The sequence below is a fragment of the Helicobacter macacae MIT 99-5501 genome, from assembly GCF_000507845.1.
Classification (GTDB): Bacteria; Campylobacterota; Campylobacteria; order Campylobacterales; family Helicobacteraceae; genus Helicobacter_B; species Helicobacter_B macacae.
Map to the genome: position 1 here is coordinate 13767 of NZ_KI669454.1, position 17098 is coordinate 30864.

18 protein-coding genes are annotated in these 17098 nt (G+C 42.6%); 8 read left to right on the plus strand and 10 right to left on the minus strand.

The annotated features are described in order from the left end of the window. The first annotated feature begins 78 nt into the window (after positions 1-78). The 5 genes from HMPREF2086_RS00060 to HMPREF2086_RS00075 all read left to right on the plus strand — a co-directional run bounded on the left by HMPREF2086_RS00060 (position 79) and on the right by HMPREF2086_RS00075 (position 4136). Positions 79-2343: a methyl-accepting chemotaxis protein gene (locus HMPREF2086_RS00060; protein ID WP_023926684.1), complete on the plus strand. Its 2265-nt coding sequence runs from the start codon at positions 79-81 to the stop codon at positions 2341-2343. A 472-nt stretch (positions 2344-2815) separates the two neighbouring features. Beyond that, positions 2816-3019: a hypothetical protein gene (locus tag HMPREF2086_RS11260; RefSeq protein ID WP_148374443.1), complete on the plus strand. Its 204-nt coding sequence runs from the start codon at positions 2816-2818 to the stop codon at positions 3017-3019. Between the two features lie 116 nt (positions 3020-3135). Continuing rightward, a complete protein-coding gene (locus tag HMPREF2086_RS11265; protein WP_156921295.1) occupies positions 3136-3303 on the plus strand; it encodes a hypothetical protein in 168 nt (55 codons plus the stop codon). A 20-nt stretch (positions 3304-3323) separates the two neighbouring features. Then, complete coding sequence (locus tag HMPREF2086_RS00070; protein ID WP_023926685.1) at positions 3324-3629, plus strand: hypothetical protein; 306 nt, start codon at positions 3324-3326, stop codon at positions 3627-3629. A gap of 57 nt (positions 3630-3686) precedes the next feature. Beyond that, positions 3687-4136, plus strand: a complete 450-nt coding sequence (locus HMPREF2086_RS00075; protein ID WP_034560174.1) for a hypothetical protein — start codon at positions 3687-3689, stop codon at positions 4134-4136. Positions 4137-4665: 529 nt separating this feature from the next. Here the strand turns inward: HMPREF2086_RS00075 and HMPREF2086_RS00085 are convergent. The 4 genes from HMPREF2086_RS00085 to HMPREF2086_RS00100 all read right to left on the minus strand — a co-directional run bounded on the left by HMPREF2086_RS00085 (position 4666) and on the right by HMPREF2086_RS00100 (position 7623). Then, positions 4666-5316: a hypothetical protein gene (locus HMPREF2086_RS00085; protein ID WP_023926688.1), complete on the minus strand. Its 651-nt coding sequence runs from the start codon at positions 5314-5316 to the stop codon at positions 4666-4668. A gap of 379 nt (positions 5317-5695) precedes the next feature. Continuing rightward, positions 5696-6043, minus strand: coding sequence for a hypothetical protein (locus HMPREF2086_RS00090; protein ID WP_023926689.1), 348 nt, complete (start codon positions 6041-6043; stop codon positions 5696-5698). Positions 6044-6245: 202 nt separating this feature from the next. Continuing rightward, on the minus strand, positions 6246-6752 hold the full coding sequence (locus HMPREF2086_RS00095; protein ID WP_023926690.1) for a hypothetical protein: 507 nt from the start codon (positions 6750-6752) through the stop codon (positions 6246-6248). Positions 6753-7416: 664 nt separating this feature from the next. After that, positions 7417-7623, minus strand: a complete 207-nt coding sequence (locus tag HMPREF2086_RS00100) for a hypothetical protein (RefSeq protein ID WP_148374444.1) — start codon at positions 7621-7623, stop codon at positions 7417-7419. A 77-nt stretch (positions 7624-7700) separates the two neighbouring features. On the opposite strand from HMPREF2086_RS00100, the gene HMPREF2086_RS00105 reads away from it, so the two are divergent. Both HMPREF2086_RS00105 and HMPREF2086_RS11270 read left to right on the plus strand, forming a co-directional pair. Continuing rightward, positions 7701-8390 carry a hypothetical protein gene (locus tag HMPREF2086_RS00105; RefSeq protein WP_023926691.1) on the plus strand — a complete coding sequence of 230 codons (690 nt, stop codon included), beginning with the start codon at positions 7701-7703 and terminating at the stop codon, positions 8388-8390. Between the two features lie 174 nt (positions 8391-8564). After that, entirely contained in the window at positions 8565-8723 is a 159-nt protein-coding gene (locus tag HMPREF2086_RS11270; protein WP_156921296.1) for a hypothetical protein, read from the plus strand. A gap of 6 nt (positions 8724-8729) precedes the next feature. On the opposite strand, the gene kcuS is transcribed toward HMPREF2086_RS11270, so the two are convergent. Both kcuS and HMPREF2086_RS00115 read right to left on the minus strand, forming a co-directional pair. Next, entirely contained in the window at positions 8730-8984 is a 255-nt protein-coding gene (gene kcuS / locus HMPREF2086_RS00110; protein ID WP_023926692.1) for a KCU-star family selenoprotein, read from the minus strand. Positions 8985-9095: 111 nt separating this feature from the next. Next, positions 9096-11318 carry a carbon starvation CstA family protein gene (locus tag HMPREF2086_RS00115; protein ID WP_023926693.1) on the minus strand — a complete coding sequence of 741 codons (2223 nt, stop codon included), beginning with the start codon at positions 11316-11318 and terminating at the stop codon, positions 9096-9098. Positions 11319-11418: 100 nt separating this feature from the next. On the opposite strand from HMPREF2086_RS00115, the gene HMPREF2086_RS11275 reads away from it, so the two are divergent. After that, positions 11419-11556 (plus strand): hypothetical protein, encoded by a 138-nt coding sequence (locus HMPREF2086_RS11275; protein WP_156921297.1) that lies wholly within the window; start codon positions 11419-11421, stop codon positions 11554-11556. A 176-nt stretch (positions 11557-11732) separates the two neighbouring features. Here HMPREF2086_RS11275 and HMPREF2086_RS00120 read toward each other — a convergent pair whose 3' ends face one another. From HMPREF2086_RS00120 to HMPREF2086_RS00135, 4 genes are all read right to left on the minus strand, one after another. Further along, positions 11733-12074 (minus strand): hypothetical protein, encoded by a 342-nt coding sequence (locus tag HMPREF2086_RS00120; RefSeq protein ID WP_023926694.1) that lies wholly within the window; start codon positions 12072-12074, stop codon positions 11733-11735. 262 nt (positions 12075-12336) lie between these two features. Then, positions 12337-13860 carry an NFACT family protein gene (locus tag HMPREF2086_RS00125; RefSeq protein ID WP_023926695.1) on the minus strand — a complete coding sequence of 508 codons (1524 nt, stop codon included), beginning with the start codon at positions 13858-13860 and terminating at the stop codon, positions 12337-12339. Between the two features lie 81 nt (positions 13861-13941). Beyond that, entirely contained in the window at positions 13942-15567 is a 1626-nt protein-coding gene (locus tag HMPREF2086_RS00130) for a DNA repair protein RecN (RefSeq protein WP_023926696.1), read from the minus strand. 360 nt (positions 15568-15927) lie between these two features. Further along, on the minus strand, positions 15928-17061 hold the full coding sequence (locus HMPREF2086_RS00135) for an NAD(+)/NADH kinase (protein WP_023926697.1): 1134 nt from the start codon (positions 17059-17061) through the stop codon (positions 15928-15930). Between the last annotated feature and the right edge of the window lie 37 nt (positions 17062-17098).

A 17098-nucleotide genomic window follows, 5' to 3' on the forward strand; every position in this document is an offset into this window, starting at 1 on the left:
TTCTTAAAATCCCAAAATTTAGTGTAAAATACCACCTTGCAAATCCTTAAAGGGCAAAATATTTTCAAGGGGTATGAAATGCAAACAGAGAGCCAAGCAAATCAAACACCAATCCAAACACCAAATCAGCTAAATACCACCCACACTACCAAATCAACCTCTACTAATCAAACCGCCCAAGCAACAAAAACTATCAAAAGCCCTAGCAAGCACAAAAAATCATCACTAAAAACCAAGCTCCTGCTATCTGTGATGAGTGTGCTAACACTCATCATCTGCGCTATGCTAGCCTTTGGCTACTTCCACACACAGCGCACAAGTGCTAGCATAGAGGCAAAAATAGGGCAGGCAAATCTGCATAGTGCATATCTCTCTTTGCGTGCGCTTCAAGAAATGATAGAAGCGGATTTGTCCTCTATGGCGAAAAGTATCTCTATGCTTGATAAAAACGATGTGCTAGCACAAAGACAAGTCCTCTCCCAAACCATAACACTTCACAACCAAAAATCAATGAAACTGCCCTACCTAAGTGCTTTTGTAACCTACGAAGAAGATGGCAACACCCTTATCCAATCGCAAAATTCGCTAGCCAATCAATCCTCGCCTAGCTGGGATAGTGCGCAAGGATTTCGCACGCGCTCGTGGTATGTGCAAACAAAGCAAAGCTTTGCTATGAATATATCCTCTAGGGAATATAGCCTTGAAAATGCAGAATATCAAAATAGCGAACTAAATCAAGGGGATAAAAAAGCCACAAAGTCTATCGCTACTTTGCCACTTATCATCAATGGCAAGTTTAGCGGTGTCATCGGTGTGGATTTCGCACTTAGTGATTTAAGTAGTGTCATCGATGAGCTAGATAGTGTAGTGGGGAGGGGAGAGGTGTTGCTACTTGATTCCGCGCTTGAAATCATCGCTACAAAATCTAGTGCAGACACTCGCGTGCCAAAAAATCTGCAAAAAGAGCTAGAAAAACTACAAAAAGACAATTTACAAAAAGGCACTTTTAGCTACAAAGAGGGTAGCAAAAAACGAAGTGCTAGCGTGGCGGTGCTACCTTTTGGGTGGTATTTGCTTATCATAGATGATGACAAATCCTCATTTGGCGTGGTTAAAAGTGATTTTGGTGCTTCATCTATGAGTGGGGATTCTAGCGCGGATTTGGCTAGCGGCAAATCTATGGGCGATTTTGTGCCTGTGCTAATTGTGGCTGGGGGATTGCTTTTGCTTGGGTTTGTGGTGGTAAGTGTGTGTATAAACTCGGTTATGAAGCCTATGGAAGATGTAAAACAAGGGCTTGATGACTTTTTTGCATTTCTCCAAGAGGAACTAAAGGGGGATAAAGATGACAACAAAGATAGTGCAAATAGTGATTTTGCTCCGCTAAGGACGGGGGGCATTGATGAGTTTGGTAGCATATCTCAAGCCATAGCACAGCATATTTTCCTTATGAGAAAGCGACTAGATAATGACGCTAAAGCTGTCGAAGAAATAGAGATTTTGGCACAGAGGGTAGAAAGTGGCGAGCTAAATGCCAGAATCACAAAATCCTATCCAAACCCACACCTAAGCAAAATCACAAACACGATAAATGCAATGCTAGAAAATATACAATCAAAAGTCGGCACAGACCTAAACGAAATCAATCGTGTATTTGATAGCTATACAAAGCTAGATTTTACTACTGAAGTAGCAAATCCAAAAGGACGCGTAGAAGTCGTTACAAATACACTAGGTGCAGAAGTAAGAAAAATGCTAAAGACTTCACTAAACTTTGCAAACTCTCTTAATGAACAAAGTGATAAACTTGAAGAGGCAGTAGCTTCTCTTACTCAAAGCTCAAACTCTCAAGCCTCAAGCCTAGAGCAAACAGCAACAGCAGTAGAGGAAATCACTTCATCTATGCAAAATGTATCCTCAAGGAGTAATGAAGTGATTAACCAAACAGAAGACATTAGAAATGTCATAGGAATCATAAGAGATATAGCAGACCAAACAAACTTACTTGCACTAAATGCAGCTATCGAAGCAGCTAGGGCTGGTGAGCACGGCAGAGGTTTTGCCGTTGTCGCTGATGAAGTGAGAAAGCTAGCAGAGCGCACAGGTAAATCACTAGGAGAGATTGAAGCAAATACAAACTTACTTGTGCAATCAATCAATGATATGGCAGAATCTATAAAAGAGCAAACTGCTGGAATCGCTCAAATCAATGAAACCATAACCAACCTAGAATCTGTAACCCAAGAAAATGTAAGCATAGCAAATGCTAGCTCACAAATCTCTACAAGTGTATCTAATATCGCTAAAGCAATATTAGATGATGCTAATAAGAAAAAGTGCTAGGGAGAGAGTATAAAAAGAGAATGTGAGGGATTGAATTTTAGTGTGGTAGTATAGGGATTGGTGTTTTTGTTTGGATATTTTGTTGTGCGAGAGAGAATGTAGAGTGAGGGTTAGAAAGTGAGTGAGGGAGTGAGAGTGAGGGTGTGTAATATAGTGGGAGTGGGATTTGTGCTAGAGAGTGAGTGAATGTGAGGGGGTTAAATAGTTGGGTAGTGAGAGGATTGGAGTTAAATGGAGGATTAGAGGATTAGTGTGGGTGAGGCAATTAGAGTTGGAGGGATTAGAGTGTGTTGATGTTGTTGTGTGAGAATGAGAGGGTGTTAGGAGTTTTAGGGAACTTGAGGGAGATTTTGAATATTTCGGTTTCTTATAGAAACCTCAATATGACAATGTAAATGCAGCTCAATATGATAAAGCAGGTGGGCATAATGACAACACAATCGTCATTGCGAGAATCTGTGTTAGCAGATTCGTGGCAATCCACAACACCGACATTATAAGACGAAGTTTCGCCATTGTGAGACTTGAGGAAATCAAGTCGTGGCAATCCATAATTGAATTTAAAGAGGGTAAAACCATAAATCCTCCCTCCCTTAGCACGAGTGGGCATAATGTTAGTTCCCCCTCCCTTGCGGAGGGGGCTAGGGGGTGGGTAGATTCCACTTCCGCTTCTTAAGCAAAGTCAGCGACTGCTAGCGACAAAAACGCAACTGCTAACGAATACGCCACTTCGTCATTGCGAGCGAGCGAAGCGAGCGTGGCAATCCATAAAAGTAAAGGCAAAGACATAGATTGCCACGCAAAATGCTAGCGCATTTGCTCGCAATGACGAATCTTTCCACGCTTTTGCTAACGCAAAAGATACCCACCACCAAACCCCCTCCGCAGAGGGAGGGGGCTTTAGGAAGTTTCCCCACAAGTCAAAGCATTTGTCATACTACAATCCATTGCCATACTTAAGCGAAGCGAATTATCCAAAAATGCAAAAAATCCACCAAAATCATAAGCCAACATTTTTCACGCGCTTTGGTGGATTTTGTGTTATCATTTCGCCTATGAGTAAAAAAGACGCTACAAAATCATCTATCAATGTCTTACTTGCGCTTATGGTGGTGTTTTTGAGCGCATTGCTTGGCGTTATTGGCTGGGTATTTGTGCGCTATGAGGAGCTATCGCTATTTAAGCTTATAGGCGCAATAAGTGGTGGGTGCTTTTTGCTAGGGATTTTTTGCGCCTTTGCTTTTTCTATATATAGACAGCTCAAAAAATTGGAGAAAATGAAATGATAGGCGGAATCTTAGCACTTACTTTGCTTTTTTGCACAGGCGTAGCTGTTTTATTTTTTGCTTACCTTATCACTGCAAAATCTTAAAAATATCAAATCGTTCATCATTGCGAGAATCTCTGCATTGCGTGGATTTACCCACCCCCAAACCCCCTCCGCAGAGGGAGGGGGCTTAAAGAAGCCAAACACCATCACTTTGAAAAAAATGGATTCAAGGGAGGTGGCTTTTGTCCTCCCCACGCACGAAGTGGCAAAAAGCACGGTTACTCTAAGGGAGAGGACTTTTAAATCCCAAACTTACCCAAATAATCATAAATACACCCAAATCCACCCCAAAAACACAAACCCAAAAATACTCAAAAACCTTACAAAAGAATCAAAAAAAATAGATTGCCACGAATCGCTACGCGATTCTCACAATGACGCAAATACCCACACGAAATCAAAAATACCAAATTCCGCAAAATCAAATCCACCATTACGCAAATTCCTTACATTTGGTTGCTAGTAATGGGCTAGAAAGTGTGGGGTTAGTAGGCTTTAGTGTGGTGTTGTGGAGTATAGAGAAAATATAATAATGTTTTTGTGCAAAAATGGTGTGGTTTTTGCTTAAGTGATATATGATTCTAGTTTGGTGTTAGCTCTCTCCTGGCGCGAAACTAGAAATCACCTTTTTTACAAGATAGAACTTCATTTACTTTTGATGATTTTGTATTCGCTCTACACGAAATCCACAACTAAAACCCATAAAAATCACAAAATAAACCACAAAGCCACACACAAAAACCACATAAAATCTCTTTGTGTGAAAAGCATAAAAAGCTGATTTTACTATTTCGCATTATTTGTAAGTAGAAGTTTTTGGCAAAAAAGATTTTGCGTAAGAATCAAAGTGTAAAACCAAAGTGTGCAAGAATAAAAAAAATGTGTAAAAAAAATGTATAAGAATCAAAGCAGATAGGAAAGAGCTCCTAGAATCCACAAAAACGCTAAAATCGTTGCAGATTCTAGGAGGTAAAGACTTAGAAAAACTTGGCTTAGTCTTTTCTGCCGACAAACTCATCGACTTGCTTGATAGCTTCCTCTTTGAGCCGTTTGGCGTAGTCTTCGCGCGCTTCGCTTACCAAGTCCAAAGCCACTTCTTGAAGTATCTCATCAGAAACCCTTGAGTAGATATTATCTAGCACAAATCGCCTAACAACCTCTGTCCTATAAGGCTTTAGCTGCTCCATAACGACTTGCACGATTTCATCGACATACTCATCATCGAAGTGTCCATCGACTTTTCGGCGGATTTTGAAAAGTGCTTTAGCATACATATCCTCTATGTATTTGTCACCAAGTTTTTTGGCTAGCTCGCGCTTTTTCTTTTGGTCTAGTTCTCTGTTGAAATCCTCCATAATCTCATCTTCCATACTCACAAACGCTTTGGAGTTATCTAGCTTGACTATGGTGTCATAGAGCTGGTCTTCTAGCTGCTCAAAGACTTCTTCTATGATTTCTTGCTGAATCTGTGAGAACTGCTTGGGCTCTTCTTGTGAAGCGTCTTGCTCGGTATTAAGTGCGCTCATAGGTGTTTCACTTCTTGTGTTGGTAAATTTGTCTAGAACATACACACCACTTATGACAATCCCCACAAACAGCACAAGACTTGCGATAATACCAAAAAACGCCGTTTTCGTTTTCATCTCAAACCTCCTTATTCTTTCTTGCCCTTCTTGGCTTAGATTACACCCCAAAATCAAGCGAGATTCTAGGGTGTGGATTGCTGCCATAATGCTAGATTTATATCACTTAAGTAGGATACAAAGATTTGGCAACAACCAAAAATGCTGCTCTTTTTGCTTAAGCAGTTTTTAGTCGTGCTTAGGACTTTTGTGCTTTTTCAAGCAATCTAGCTAGCAAGCTAGTAAAGCCTAGCCAAAACCTTAAGACAAACCCCTAAAACTAATCCCCAAAAAACCGACTCCATTCATCTTTGCAAGTGTTTGAAAGACTTGTCAAAAGAGCCTCCTTTTTGTTTTGGGGGGTTAGTTTGTGTCCTGCCTTAGCTTAGATTTGGCTTGGCTACTTTTTGGCTAGCTTGTTTACATTTTTGCTTGTTTTGTCATTGCTAGCACTTGTAGTAAAAGGACAGGAGCAACTACTTTGATGTCCTTTCTCATCTAGTGCTGCGTGCAATGACTCGCCCTTGCGTAGGTTGTAAAGATACAATTTGTTTTTGTAGCATACAAGCGTCTCGCCTGAAGTGTTAGAGTCTTTAAACGATGCGCTTGTCTGGCAAAACAACTTGTCAGAGGAGATTTCGCCTGCGATTTCAAACACAGGAAATGCACCTGCGACACTTACGCCCGCGAAACTTACGCCTACCAACCATACAGCAATCGCTGTTACACTTGACTTCCTTAGCCTCATAGCTCTCTCCTTAGAGACATTCCGTCTATCTCTTGTATCTGTGAGACAAACACAAGACAAAGCTCCTCAAATGAACGCGGCTTATTGCAACAAAATCTGCGAGGGGCGATAAATTGCTACTCTGGCTAATCTCTATACTTACCCAAAGCACAATCACCTTGTGGCTCTTTATGCAGTTTAGCCTCTTGCTTAGGAGGAGAGGTTATTTTGCTTGAGCTAGCTTAGTGGATTCTAGGCTTTTTGCTTGCTTTTGTGCAGCTTTTTGTGCGGTGCGTGTGTCTTTGTGCGTGTTGTGTGTGCTTTTGCTAGCTAGCTTTTGTGGCTTTTTGGCTATTTTTTGCTTTTTGGCTTTTGGCTTAGAGTTTGTCTTGCCAAAAAGGCTTATAGCTTTGACTTTGGCTAGCATATTTCCGCCATTGCACCCACAAGAAATACTCCCAATCTCTGGAATCACAGGGACTAGCTCTTGGCTTTTGCGGGTGTTGTAGGTGTAGAGATTGCCTTTGTAGCAAGCCACTCTATTGGCGTTGCTTCCTCGCGGTGGATTTCCCTTTTTGCCAACGGCAAATGAGCAAAAATCTGGTCGCTTGCTTCGCTCTTTTTTTATGTTTAGATTTTGGGATACTTCTAGCAAATCTAATGCGCTAGATTGACTAACGATAAATGACAAAATGATGAATAAAAATAGAGGGAATTTTTGTAGTTTCATAGCTCTCTCCTTAGAGGCAAGTTTTTTATTCTCATTATGTATGCTATAATGAGATATTGCTCTTTTGGCTAGGCTCTCAAAGTAGTCGTCAAAAGAAGTAAATCATCGCTTCACAGGGCTTTTGCTAGCCTTGCTAAGAGATAATCAAGCGGATTATTCTTAAGCAGTTTAGCCTCTTACTTAAGGAGGTAATTTCTTTATTAGTATTATACGACAAAAAAAAAAAAAAGAATCTTAAAGGGGTAAAAAATGTTAAAAAATTTTTGCCATTTTTTGCAAAATTTTATGCAAATTCCCACCTCATCGACATTGCAGAAAATGACAAAATTTATATAGAAAATTCACATATTTTTGATTAGATTTTGGCTTGTTTTTGTGGTGGTAAAAACTATAAAATATCACAAAAAATTGCCCTAAAAAATGAAAATTTCTACAAAGATATTTTTGTGAAATCAAAGATTTTCTAAATATTTTTTACAAAAAATCGTATATGTAAATTTTTTAGGCACTTTTTTGATTGTCTGAGTGATTTGCTGAAGTGCAGTTTGGGTGTGGTTTGACTTGCTATCGCAAGTGTTTTCTTAAAAAATCGTGCGGAAATCTTGGGGATTTTATAGAAAAAATTTGCGGGGAAAATCTCGGGGACAAAATCTTAATTGAAAAATCAACAAATCTCACTTGCAAGGACAATCACTTGCGTGGGCAAAATCGGCAAAAAGCGTGGATTTTGCACAAATCTTGATTGTGTGGCAGGAGTGCGCCTGCTTGGTGGATTGTAGCGCAATGGTGTGGTGTAGCAGTGGTGTAGCAGTGGTGTAGCAAAGTGCGCCCTCTGCGTGGCACAATAGCGCGGTATGCTTTGGGGTGGCATTGTGGCAAAGACGTGTTAGATTGCGTGCTTTTGGATAAATTTCTAGCTTATAACTTTCTTGTGCTACAATCACTGCTATGAGAACGATAGGCACGCTACTTTTTTTGTTGTTTGGCTTAAGCACGAAGCTAGGGGCGATTCCCTACTGCTATACTCAAGCAGAAGAGCGCAAGCAGTGGGGCGGGACGATAATGCAGGTGCTAGCACTTCACGCACTTGTGGGAGGCGACTTTGAGGCACAAAATCCACCAAACAAAGCTAGCCCAAATGACACGACAAGCACCGCGAAAGACTCCACGAAAGAATCTAGGCTAAATTGGGGGGTTGGCACTTCGCTAGGGCTAAACTATATGAATCCAGACAATGAGAGGGAGTTTGACTATGGGTGGCGTATCCGCTATGCCTATATGCGCACGCCTAGCTTGGAGAGGGACTCTCACCTTATCGGTGCTTTTGTCTATCTCCACCCCGCGCCAAACCCATATCATCGCTTGCTAGGTGCAGTGCAAACACACAAAGATTGTCAGGGACTGCCCGATGGCTATCCTACGCCATTTTCTTTTTTGCTAGGCACGGGGGCGATACTTAGCTCCAATGCTTATGGGGATACGCAAGGTGGATATATCGAAGTGGGAGTGGCGTTTATGAAGTGGCTTGCTATAAATGCTGAAGTAGTCTATCGTGTGAGCTTTTATCCACCAAGTGCTAGGGATAGGTATTTTGAGCAAATCACTCATAGTCTAAATCTTGTGTTTAATATTTTTTAGAGATTTTGGGGGGTTTGGAAAGTTTTTTGTGGATTTTGAGGGAATTTGTGGGGGTGGATTTTGTAGTGGCTTTTGGGGGTTGTGAGGTTTAGCAAAATGATTTTTGGGATTGTTTTGGAGTAAAATTTGGTAGAGGTTTATGAGGTTTGTTTGGGTAGTTTTTAGATTTTGTAAATGTCGCTTGAAGTGGTTTTTGGGATTGCGTTGGGGCTAGATTTGAGGTTACTTGAATCAAGCAATGTCAAAGATTCTATAAATCCTGCGATAAAAACGCGCAAAATAGGCTTGATAAATTTTGCTAAATCTGCTTATTGTGTCTTTATTTTGTCATAGGAAGTCTTAGCAGCAGCGATTTACGCCACCATTATACCTTGCTTCTAGTGCTTCTTTGAAAAACTCGGCTTGGCTTTTGATTTCGCGCTCGGGGTGCTTTGTGCGCATGTGCTCGACATATTTGTCATAGCTTGGCATTCCTACTAGCAGGTGGAAAAACCTATCGCTTTTTTTATACCACGCTCGAAGTGTTTCTAGGATTTTGGAGGCTTTGGTTTGGTATTTGTGTAGTGGGACAGGTGGGTAGAATTTATCTTGCATTTTGTGTCCTTAGTGAAAGTTTGTGATTTTTGCTAGCTAGAATCCGCTTAGAGCAGATTCTAGCTTTTAAGCGCAAAGGGGCTTTTACTCCCTTTTGTGTCGCTTCACAGATTAGTTGGGTGTCGCGTCATATCGCTTCGCGTCAAAAAACGGCTCTTCGCGCAATGGGAATTTTTCTCCCTTGCCTGTGGCTGTGAGGTAGCAGATTTTAATCGCTTGAAATATCACCACAAAGGTTACGCAGATAAATAGTGCGCAAAGCACGGCATCGAGTGTGTGATTTCGCGCTATGGTAGTGGCTTTCTCAAGCACTGCTTGCCATTGCTCCAAAGTCTTGCCATCGACTTGTGCTAGTGCGTCTGCGCCCATTTGCTGAAGATTTGCAATCGCCTCTTTTGCTTTGTCTTGGATAGCGAACTGCTTTTGTGCAGTGGCGATATGGCTAACCGCATCGTGCACCCTCTCTCCATTGCTTGGCAGTAGCTTTTGAAATGCGGCATAAAGTGTGGTTAGAAGCACCCAAAATGCAGGGATAATCGTAACCCAGCTGTATTTTGCCTTGCCCATTTTAAATAGCACCACCGTGCCAAGAAGTAGCGCGATTCCTGCTAGCATTTGGTTGCTTGCACCAAATAGTGGCCAAAGTGTGTGAATCCCACCCATAGGGTCTATCGCGCCTTGATAGAGTAGGTAGCCCCAGCCTGCCACGCAGATAAGTGAAGCAAGCGTGCCATAGAAAATCGACTTGGTGTCTTGCATAGGTTTGTAGATATTGCCCAAAATATCTTGGATAAGGAATCTACCTGTGCGAGTGCCCGCATCCACAGCAGTAAGGATAAACAACGCTTCAAACAAAATCGCAAAGTGATACCAAAACTCCAAATGTCCTCCGCTAAGTTTTTGCATAATGAGTGTAAGCCCTAGCGCGAAAGTAGGCGCACCACCTGTGCGAGATACCAAAGTCTCCTCGCCTATGCTCCTAGCTGTATCTGCGATAAACGCACCTGCAGCACCGCTATCTAGGAGTGAGGGCGTGAGAGTGAAGCCGCCATTTTGCAAGATAGTCTTTAGGCTAGATTCTATGGTAGCGATGTCTGCGCCTAGTGCGGATTTTGCCATAGGGTCTAGGATAGCTAGGGGAGAGTTTACTGCGAAGTATAGCTCGGGCTCTAGGATACACGCTGCGATTAGTGCCATTATCCCTACTAGAGATTCCATAAGCATAGAGCCATAGCCGATAGGGCGAGAATGTGTCTCTTTCTCTAGCATCTTAGGAGTAGTCCCGCTAGAAATGAGCGCGTGAAATCCACTAATCGCACCGCAAGCAATGGTAATGAAAAGGAATGGAAAAATCGGTCCTGCAAACACAGGTCCTGTCCCATCGATAAATGTGCTAACTTTTGGGATATGTAGCATAGGATTTACTAGCAAAATCCCCGCTGCCATAGCCACGATAACACCGATTTTTAGGAATGTGCTTAGATAGTCGCGCGGAGCAAGCAACAGCCACACAGGAAGCACACTAGCGATAAATCCATATCCAATGGTAAGGAGTGCTAAAGTCGTCTTGCTAAGTTTGAAAAGCTCGTGCCAAGGGTGAGTAGGCACAGAGACAGCCTGTCCATAATATAGTGCCAAAAGCAATAGCACAAAGCCTATGATACTCACTTCGCCTACGCGCCCAGGGCGGATATAGCGCATATAGATTCCCATAAAAATCGCGATAGGAATCGTCATAGCAATCGTAAATAGCCCCCAAGGAGAATCAGCAAGGGCATTTACCACCACCATAGCCAAAATCGCTACGATGATTAGCATAATGAAAAATATCCCAATCATCGCGATAGAACCTGTAACTTTGCCCATCTCTTCTTTGATGATTTCCCCTAGTGAGCGTCCGTTTCTACGCATAGAGATAAACAGCACTGTAAAATCGTGCACCGCTCCACCTAGCACCACGCCCACAAGTAGCCATATCATAGAGGGGAGATAGCCCATTTGTGCAGCAAGGATAGGTCCTACAAGCGGTCCAGCCCCTGCGATAGCAGCAAAATGATGCCCAAAAAGCACGACTTTGTTTGTAGGCACAAAGTCTTTGCCGTCATTGTTTATCACCGCAGGTGTGGCGCGAGAATCATTTAGCCCAAACACCTTTTGTGCAATAAACTTGCTATAAAAGCGATAGCCTATCGCGTAAATACAAATAGAGGCGACTACGATTTTTGTCGCGCTCACTTCCTCGCCAGCATTGAGTGCTAGCACGCCAAAATACCAGCCACCCACAAGGGCTGCAAGTAGCCATACAGCGTATTCTGCCAACTTTGTAGCTTTCATACTGCTCCTTTTTGTTAAGATTTAAGTGCATTTTAAGTGTAAGATTTTTTGGTAATAATCGTAGAATTTTCTTGTGGATTTGTCGCGCTAAAATGGGCAAATGAAACGATTTGAAACATTTTATAAGTATTTTTATGTAAATTATAGATTTTTGTGCTTGTTTGATGAAGTTTTGGTGGATTTTGGGGTTGCTGTGATTTTGAAATATTTTGGGGTATTTTTGGGGTTTTTAGAATAGATTTGGAGGGGGAGATTGTTTTGATGGCGTGCCTATCTTTAAGCTGTGTGTGAAATATCTAAAAATCTGCCAAATAGAGATATTTCACTACAAGTGTGGCAAGTGGGGGCGAACAAATAATAAAAATGCTTGGTTTTAAGTCTTGGCTTTTGTCGCAAAAAATCTTGCTAGATTTGCTAAAACTTCATTATCTGTTCTTTTTTTTGCTTTACGCCTCGCTGTTTTTTGTTGGGGAGCTCTTCTCGGTATTTGCGCAGGATTATGGTGATTTCATATTTTGGTTTATCGCCACATTTGCCTTTGAGTGCTGCGCTTACTTCGTTTGCGGCGTTTATGGTTTTGTTTTTATACATTGTGCCACCTACTTTGTCTCGTATGCTATTGCGCGTGCAGATGAATCCTACATATTTGGCAAACTCCTCTATCGCCTCGCTTGTATGCTGTGTGTAGATGACTTGCAGTATCTTTGTCCTAGTGGGTGTGTGCTTTAGGATATGAAACACTCGAATGCTTTTCATTTGATTCTCCTTGTTTAGATTTAATTTTAGTTTGATTTAGTGATTTGTTCTTAATTTTTTAGATTTTGGCAAAGTGCGACAAAACGGCACGATAAAACGCTACTATAAACCGAAATATCTGCTAGATTTTGCTGTGAGATTGTAGCATTTTTTTGTAGTATTTTGTGATATTTTTGGTTTGTGTTAGTTTATCTATGAAAATCTGCTTACTAGGTTTTGTGCCAAATATTTTGCTTGGGCTTTGGATTTGTTTGCTTTGTGGCTAGTTTGACTTGCGCACAAAAAAACTTTTTTGCTTGGCATAGACTACATTTGCGCCCTCGCCTACTTTGACAAATCGCCGCCTAGTGTAGTCTATGAAAAAATCCCTCTCGCCTTTGGCACACATTCCTACTAGGATTTCGCCTGCTTTTTGCAAGATAGTCTCTGGCAATGCTTGCTTGCCACAGTGGATAAACAAATGTGAAGAGGGAACATCTCTTATGTGTAGCCACATATCATCAGCGCGGGCGTTTTCTAGCAGGGTTTTGTTTTCGCTTTTGTTGCGTCCTATGGAGAGCTTGAAGCCCTCGATAAAAAGCGTGCGCCCTACTTGAGCGTCTTTTGTCTTGGTTTTTTTTGGTTTTAGGATTTTTAGCGTGTCTAGGTTTTGGGTGGATTTGACAAAGTCGATTTCTTGGGATACAAAGGCGATTTTGGATTCTAGGTTGCTAGATTCTAGGTGGATATTTTTTGCGCGTTTGGCTAGCTTTTTGGATTCTCTAAACATTTGGTTTATCGCCTCTTGTGGGGTGGGTGCTTTTGGCAGGGATATGGTGCGCTCATCTGCTGTGTCTAGTGCTAGGGAGGGCAAAATCACTTCTTTTGTGTATGGTTTTATGCGTGCTATATGCGCTAGGGCGAGGGTGGCATCGGCATTTAGATTTTTCGCGCTCTCTTCTAGCTCATCTGGGCTTTGCAAGCTATCTAGCTTAGCTTGCAGGGTGTGCTTTTGTTTTGTTAGCTTAGCTAGTAGGGCGGATTTGGCTAGTTGCAGGGATTTTTGAGACTTCTTAGCGTAGTTTGACAAAAGCATTTCTTTGATAGTTTGGGCAACTTGGGTAGCTTGCGCGCTAAAGTCATCGCCAAAATCTTGGCAATTTGGTTTGGGAGGGTTTGGGTTGTGCGGCATCGGTGGAAGTGGGGAGTGGATTTTGATAGGGCGAGTGGATTTTAGCGGGGAAATATGGCGCAGTGCCTCAAGCACCACAAAGCGCGAATCCAAAATAATCGCGTTTGTGTGCTTGCCGCAAAACTCTAGCTGCAAATACGCCTCCTCACGCTTATAAGCAGAGCGAATGTCTAAATGCAGGCGCAAAATCCTATCCTCTCCCACCACCTCGCAGGATAAAATCTCCGCGCCATTTAGCCTTGAGAGGACTATATCAAAGGGGGCGGAGTATTTTTTGGCAGCGATGAGTGGGGAGGGAGCGATATACGCGCTAGATTCTCCACGAGATAAGTCAATATAGAACACTTCTTTGTAAAAAGGATTTTTGGATTTTGGCAGAGATTCTAGGGGGTTTAGTGGCTCTTGGGATTCTTGGGTGGATTTTGCTAGCGAGAGTTGGTGGGAATATTGGGCTTGTGGGGCTTGTGTGAGGTTTTTGGTTGCAAGATTTTGTGATACTCCCAAGTCCCCTACGCACTCTAGCTTTATAGTGCTATCTTGGATACGCTTTGCGTGATATAGCCTAGAAAAGCTAGACATATACGCGCTCAAAGCCTTTAGCTGGGCTAGATTCATACTTGCTCCGTTTGGGTTTTTGGGATTTTATGATTTTGGGCTAGGCTAGAAGTCTTGGTTTTGGCTAGATTGTGTAAGGGTTTAACTAGGTAGATTTTCCCCGCCTTTGACATACTCGCTTAAGCGGGTTTTGGCAAACTCGATTGCCTCATTTGTGATATTTGCCCCGCTTACCATTCTAGCTAGCTCACGCACGCGCCCCTCGTAGTTGAGAAGTGTTATGCTGGATTTTTCTTTGCCTTTCTCTACTAGGAAGTGCGCATCGGCAAGGCTTGGCATATTTGTCTGATGAGAAATGGCAAAGACTTGGTAGGATTTGGAAAGCTCTTTTAGCACCTTTGCTACGCCCTCGCTCTCCTCCCCGCTCAAATTTGCATCAATCTCATCTAGGATAAGCACGCCTTGTGCTTTGTTTAGCCTAGCGCGTAGGCACATTATGGCTAATCGCAGTCGGTTAAACTCACCTGCTGAAAGTGTATCTATACTGCTATTTGCTAGTCGTATCTCCACTCCCAAATCGCCACTAGAATCTAGCTCTTTTGGGCTTAGGCTCACACTTGAGCTTGGTAGCTTTAGCTCGGAGCAGAGCTGCTCTAGGTGGGATTGCAGGGTGGGGAGGGATTTGGCTCGATTTTGGTTTAGGCTCTCGCAGAGGGATTGTAGCGAGGATTGCAAAGTGGCGATTTGGCTGTGGAGCTGCTTTTTGTGGGATTCAAAGTTTTGGAGGGTTTCTAGCTCGGCTTTTTTGGATTCTAGTGCGCTAAGGGCATTGCTTATGCTACCATAGCGGTGGATAAGCTCACTCAAAGCAGAGATGCGATGAAGCATAGCCTCGCTGTCAATCTCATCTAGCTCATCTAGCCTGCTTTGCTCGCGCTCTAGGAGGCTCTGGGCGTCATTTAGGGATTGACTTAGATGAGTGCGCACCTCATCTATCTCATTTGCTTCATCTGCCGTCATATCTGCTTTTTTTGCCTCATCTTGCAAATCTTGCTTGATATTTAGGGTATTTAGGGCGGAGAGAATCTCATTTGTGTGGCTAAAGGCTTCTTGGGCTTTTGCTATGGCTTCTTTGATTTTTTCTTTGTGGGAGAGGGTTTTTTTTAGTGCTAGTAGATTTTCGTATTCGCCCTCTTTTGGGCTTAGGGTGGAGATTTTGTTGATTTCAAATTCTGCGATTTCTTTTAGCTGGGCGGTGTGGGCTTCTTTTGATTCTAAATCTTTTAGGGCGGATTTTGCTTCCTTTAGTGTGTCAAACTCTGTGCTCAATCGTTGTAGCGTCTCTCTATGAGTGGGGTGGGACTTCTCACAATAGCTATCGAGCAGGGACACAAGGCTGCATAAGTCTAGCTCATCGCCACCGCGTGAGTGGATATGCTTGATATGCTGCCCTAGCAAATCGCTAAGCGTTTTTTTTGCTATGGGGGCGAAATTTACAAAATATCGTGTTTTGTCTTTTTTTACGATTTTTATGTTTAGTAGCTCGCCCTCTAGCCCAAGCTGCTCCAAAAACGCAGGTGATAGAAGCAAGTCTGTTTCGATATTTGGTGCGTTTGGCTCGCGCAAGCCAAAGCAAGAGAGTAGCGACTCCATAAGCACGGATTTGCCACTGCCACTAGCCCCGCTAAATACGCAAAATCCCTCTCTAAATCTCAACTCAAGATTGCCAAAAATGGGGGAGGACTCTATGCTAAGTTTGGTAATCATCACTTGCCTTTTGGGGTAAAAATTGGTAGTTTATGTTTTGTGATTTTGTGTGTTTGGTGCGTTTATCGCAAAAATTTCGGCAAAAATCTTAGGTTATAAATTTTGTAGATTAAAGTGCATATTATATCCAAACTCTAGGACTAATGCGAGTTTTTGTGGGGTTTTGTATTTTTATTTTAAAAAACACTGCAAAAGTTATCCAACTAACACATTTGCGTTGTTGTTTGTGTTGTAGATTTTTAGCAAAATTGCTTACTAAAAATTCTTGCAATGGTTAAGATGATTTCTTGGGATAAAAAACTGCTTTGTGCGCCATCTTTGCTCGCACTTACCCAATTACTTGAGTGTCCATTGCAAGATTTAGATTCTGCTTCCTAAGCCAAATTTTTCGCGCAGTATCGCAAAATAGCTACGGTTTGGGTGCTGGATAAGATTTACTTGAGTGCTTGCTCTCACTTCTAGCACCTCGCCTTTTTTGAAGCTAGCGCATTGTTGCCCATCTATCATTATCATTCCCTCTATGTCTTCTATGTCTTGATTTTGCAGGGTTTTTATGCCTGTTTTTATGAGCTTTGCGCTGTCTTTGCTAGGGCTTATATGCGTGCTGTGTATGCGAAATGCTAGCTCCCACTCATCGCTTATCACCATAGGGCGTTGGGTAAGTGAGTGGGCACACACAGGGGTGAGCAAAAGCACTTGGCATCGCGGATGCACCACAGAGCCACCTGCAGAGATATTATACGCACTAGAGCCTGTGGGAGTAGCGATGATAAGCCCATCTGCGCGGTAGCTATTGCAAAACTCGCCCTCTATCATCGCATCGATATGAATCATACCTGATATGTCTTTTTTTGTGATTAGGATTTCATTTAGCGCGTAAAATGGTTGGGAGATTTCGCCATTTGGGCGCACTATCCTGCCCTCTAGGAGCTTGTGGGAGTCAAGCACATAGTTGCCCTGTGCCAAATCTTTGGCGAAAGATTCTAGTTCGCTTGGATTTATCGCGGTTAGAAATCCTAAATGCCCCATATTTATCCCAAAGATAGGCAAGCGACTTCCTACGCTTTTGTGCACCGCAGATATGAGCGTGCCATCGCCACCTATGCTGATGAGGGCATCGACTTTTGGCAAAAATGTGCTTAAAGAGCTATGGGAAGGAAAATCAGCGCAAAAATCGGATTTTGGCTTTTTTGCGGGCTTGTGGGGGGATTTCTCGGTGGATTCTCTAGAGGATTTTTGGGTAGATTTTTGGGCTTGTTGTGAGGGCTTTGCAAAGTCTTGCACGCCCAAAATCTCGCTTATACTTGCTAGCTCATACTTGCTAGATAGTCCCAAAACCTCGCCGTTTTCTCTCTCTATGAGTGCTTGTATGCCACTAGCGGATAGGGTATCTAGTATGTCCTCTACTTTTTGCTTTAGCTGTGGGGAGCGGGGGCGCACAAGCAGAGCTACGCGCTTTATGGGGGGGTTTGCTTTTTGGGAGGAGTTTTTCATTGTTGCAGATTTGTGGGGGTGTAGGGTTTGTGCGATT

Excerpts from the sequence above, each read along its gene's own strand:
- HMPREF2086_RS11270 (WP_156921296.1), top strand. The coding sequence starts at position 8,565 with ATGTCGCTTGAAGTGGTTTTTGGGATTGCGTTGGGGCTAGATTTGAGG.
- HMPREF2086_RS00070 (WP_023926685.1), top strand. The coding sequence starts at position 3,324 with ATGCAAAAAATCCACCAAAATCATAAGCCAACATTTTTCACGCGCTTT.
- HMPREF2086_RS00090 (WP_023926689.1), bottom strand. The coding sequence starts at position 6,043 with ATGAGGCTAAGGAAGTCAAGTGTAACAGCGATTGCTGTATGGTTGGTA.
- HMPREF2086_RS00125 (WP_023926695.1), bottom strand. The coding sequence starts at position 13,860 with ATGAATCTAGCCCAGCTAAAGGCTTTGAGCGCGTATATGTCTAGCTTT.
- kcuS (WP_023926692.1), bottom strand. The coding sequence starts at position 8,984 with ATGCAAGATAAATTCTACCCACCTGTCCCACTACACAAATACCAAACC.
- HMPREF2086_RS00085 (WP_023926688.1), bottom strand. The coding sequence starts at position 5,316 with ATGAAAACGAAAACGGCGTTTTTTGGTATTATCGCAAGTCTTGTGCTG.
- HMPREF2086_RS00135 (WP_023926697.1), bottom strand. The coding sequence starts at position 17,061 with ATGAAAAACTCCTCCCAAAAAGCAAACCCCCCCATAAAGCGCGTAGCT.
- HMPREF2086_RS00115 (WP_023926693.1), bottom strand. The coding sequence starts at position 11,318 with ATGAAAGCTACAAAGTTGGCAGAATACGCTGTATGGCTACTTGCAGCC.
- HMPREF2086_RS11275 (WP_156921297.1), top strand. The coding sequence starts at position 11,419 with ATGAAACGATTTGAAACATTTTATAAGTATTTTTATGTAAATTATAGA.
- HMPREF2086_RS00130 (WP_023926696.1), bottom strand. The coding sequence starts at position 15,567 with ATGATTACCAAACTTAGCATAGAGTCCTCCCCCATTTTTGGCAATCTT.
- HMPREF2086_RS00095 (WP_023926690.1), bottom strand. The coding sequence starts at position 6,752 with ATGAAACTACAAAAATTCCCTCTATTTTTATTCATCATTTTGTCATTT.
- HMPREF2086_RS00100 (WP_148374444.1), bottom strand. The coding sequence starts at position 7,623 with ATGCCACCCCAAAGCATACCGCGCTATTGTGCCACGCAGAGGGCGCAC.
- HMPREF2086_RS00060 (WP_023926684.1), top strand. The coding sequence starts at position 79 with ATGCAAACAGAGAGCCAAGCAAATCAAACACCAATCCAAACACCAAAT.
- HMPREF2086_RS00105 (WP_023926691.1), top strand. The coding sequence starts at position 7,701 with ATGAGAACGATAGGCACGCTACTTTTTTTGTTGTTTGGCTTAAGCACG.
- HMPREF2086_RS00120 (WP_023926694.1), bottom strand. The coding sequence starts at position 12,074 with ATGAAAAGCATTCGAGTGTTTCATATCCTAAAGCACACACCCACTAGG.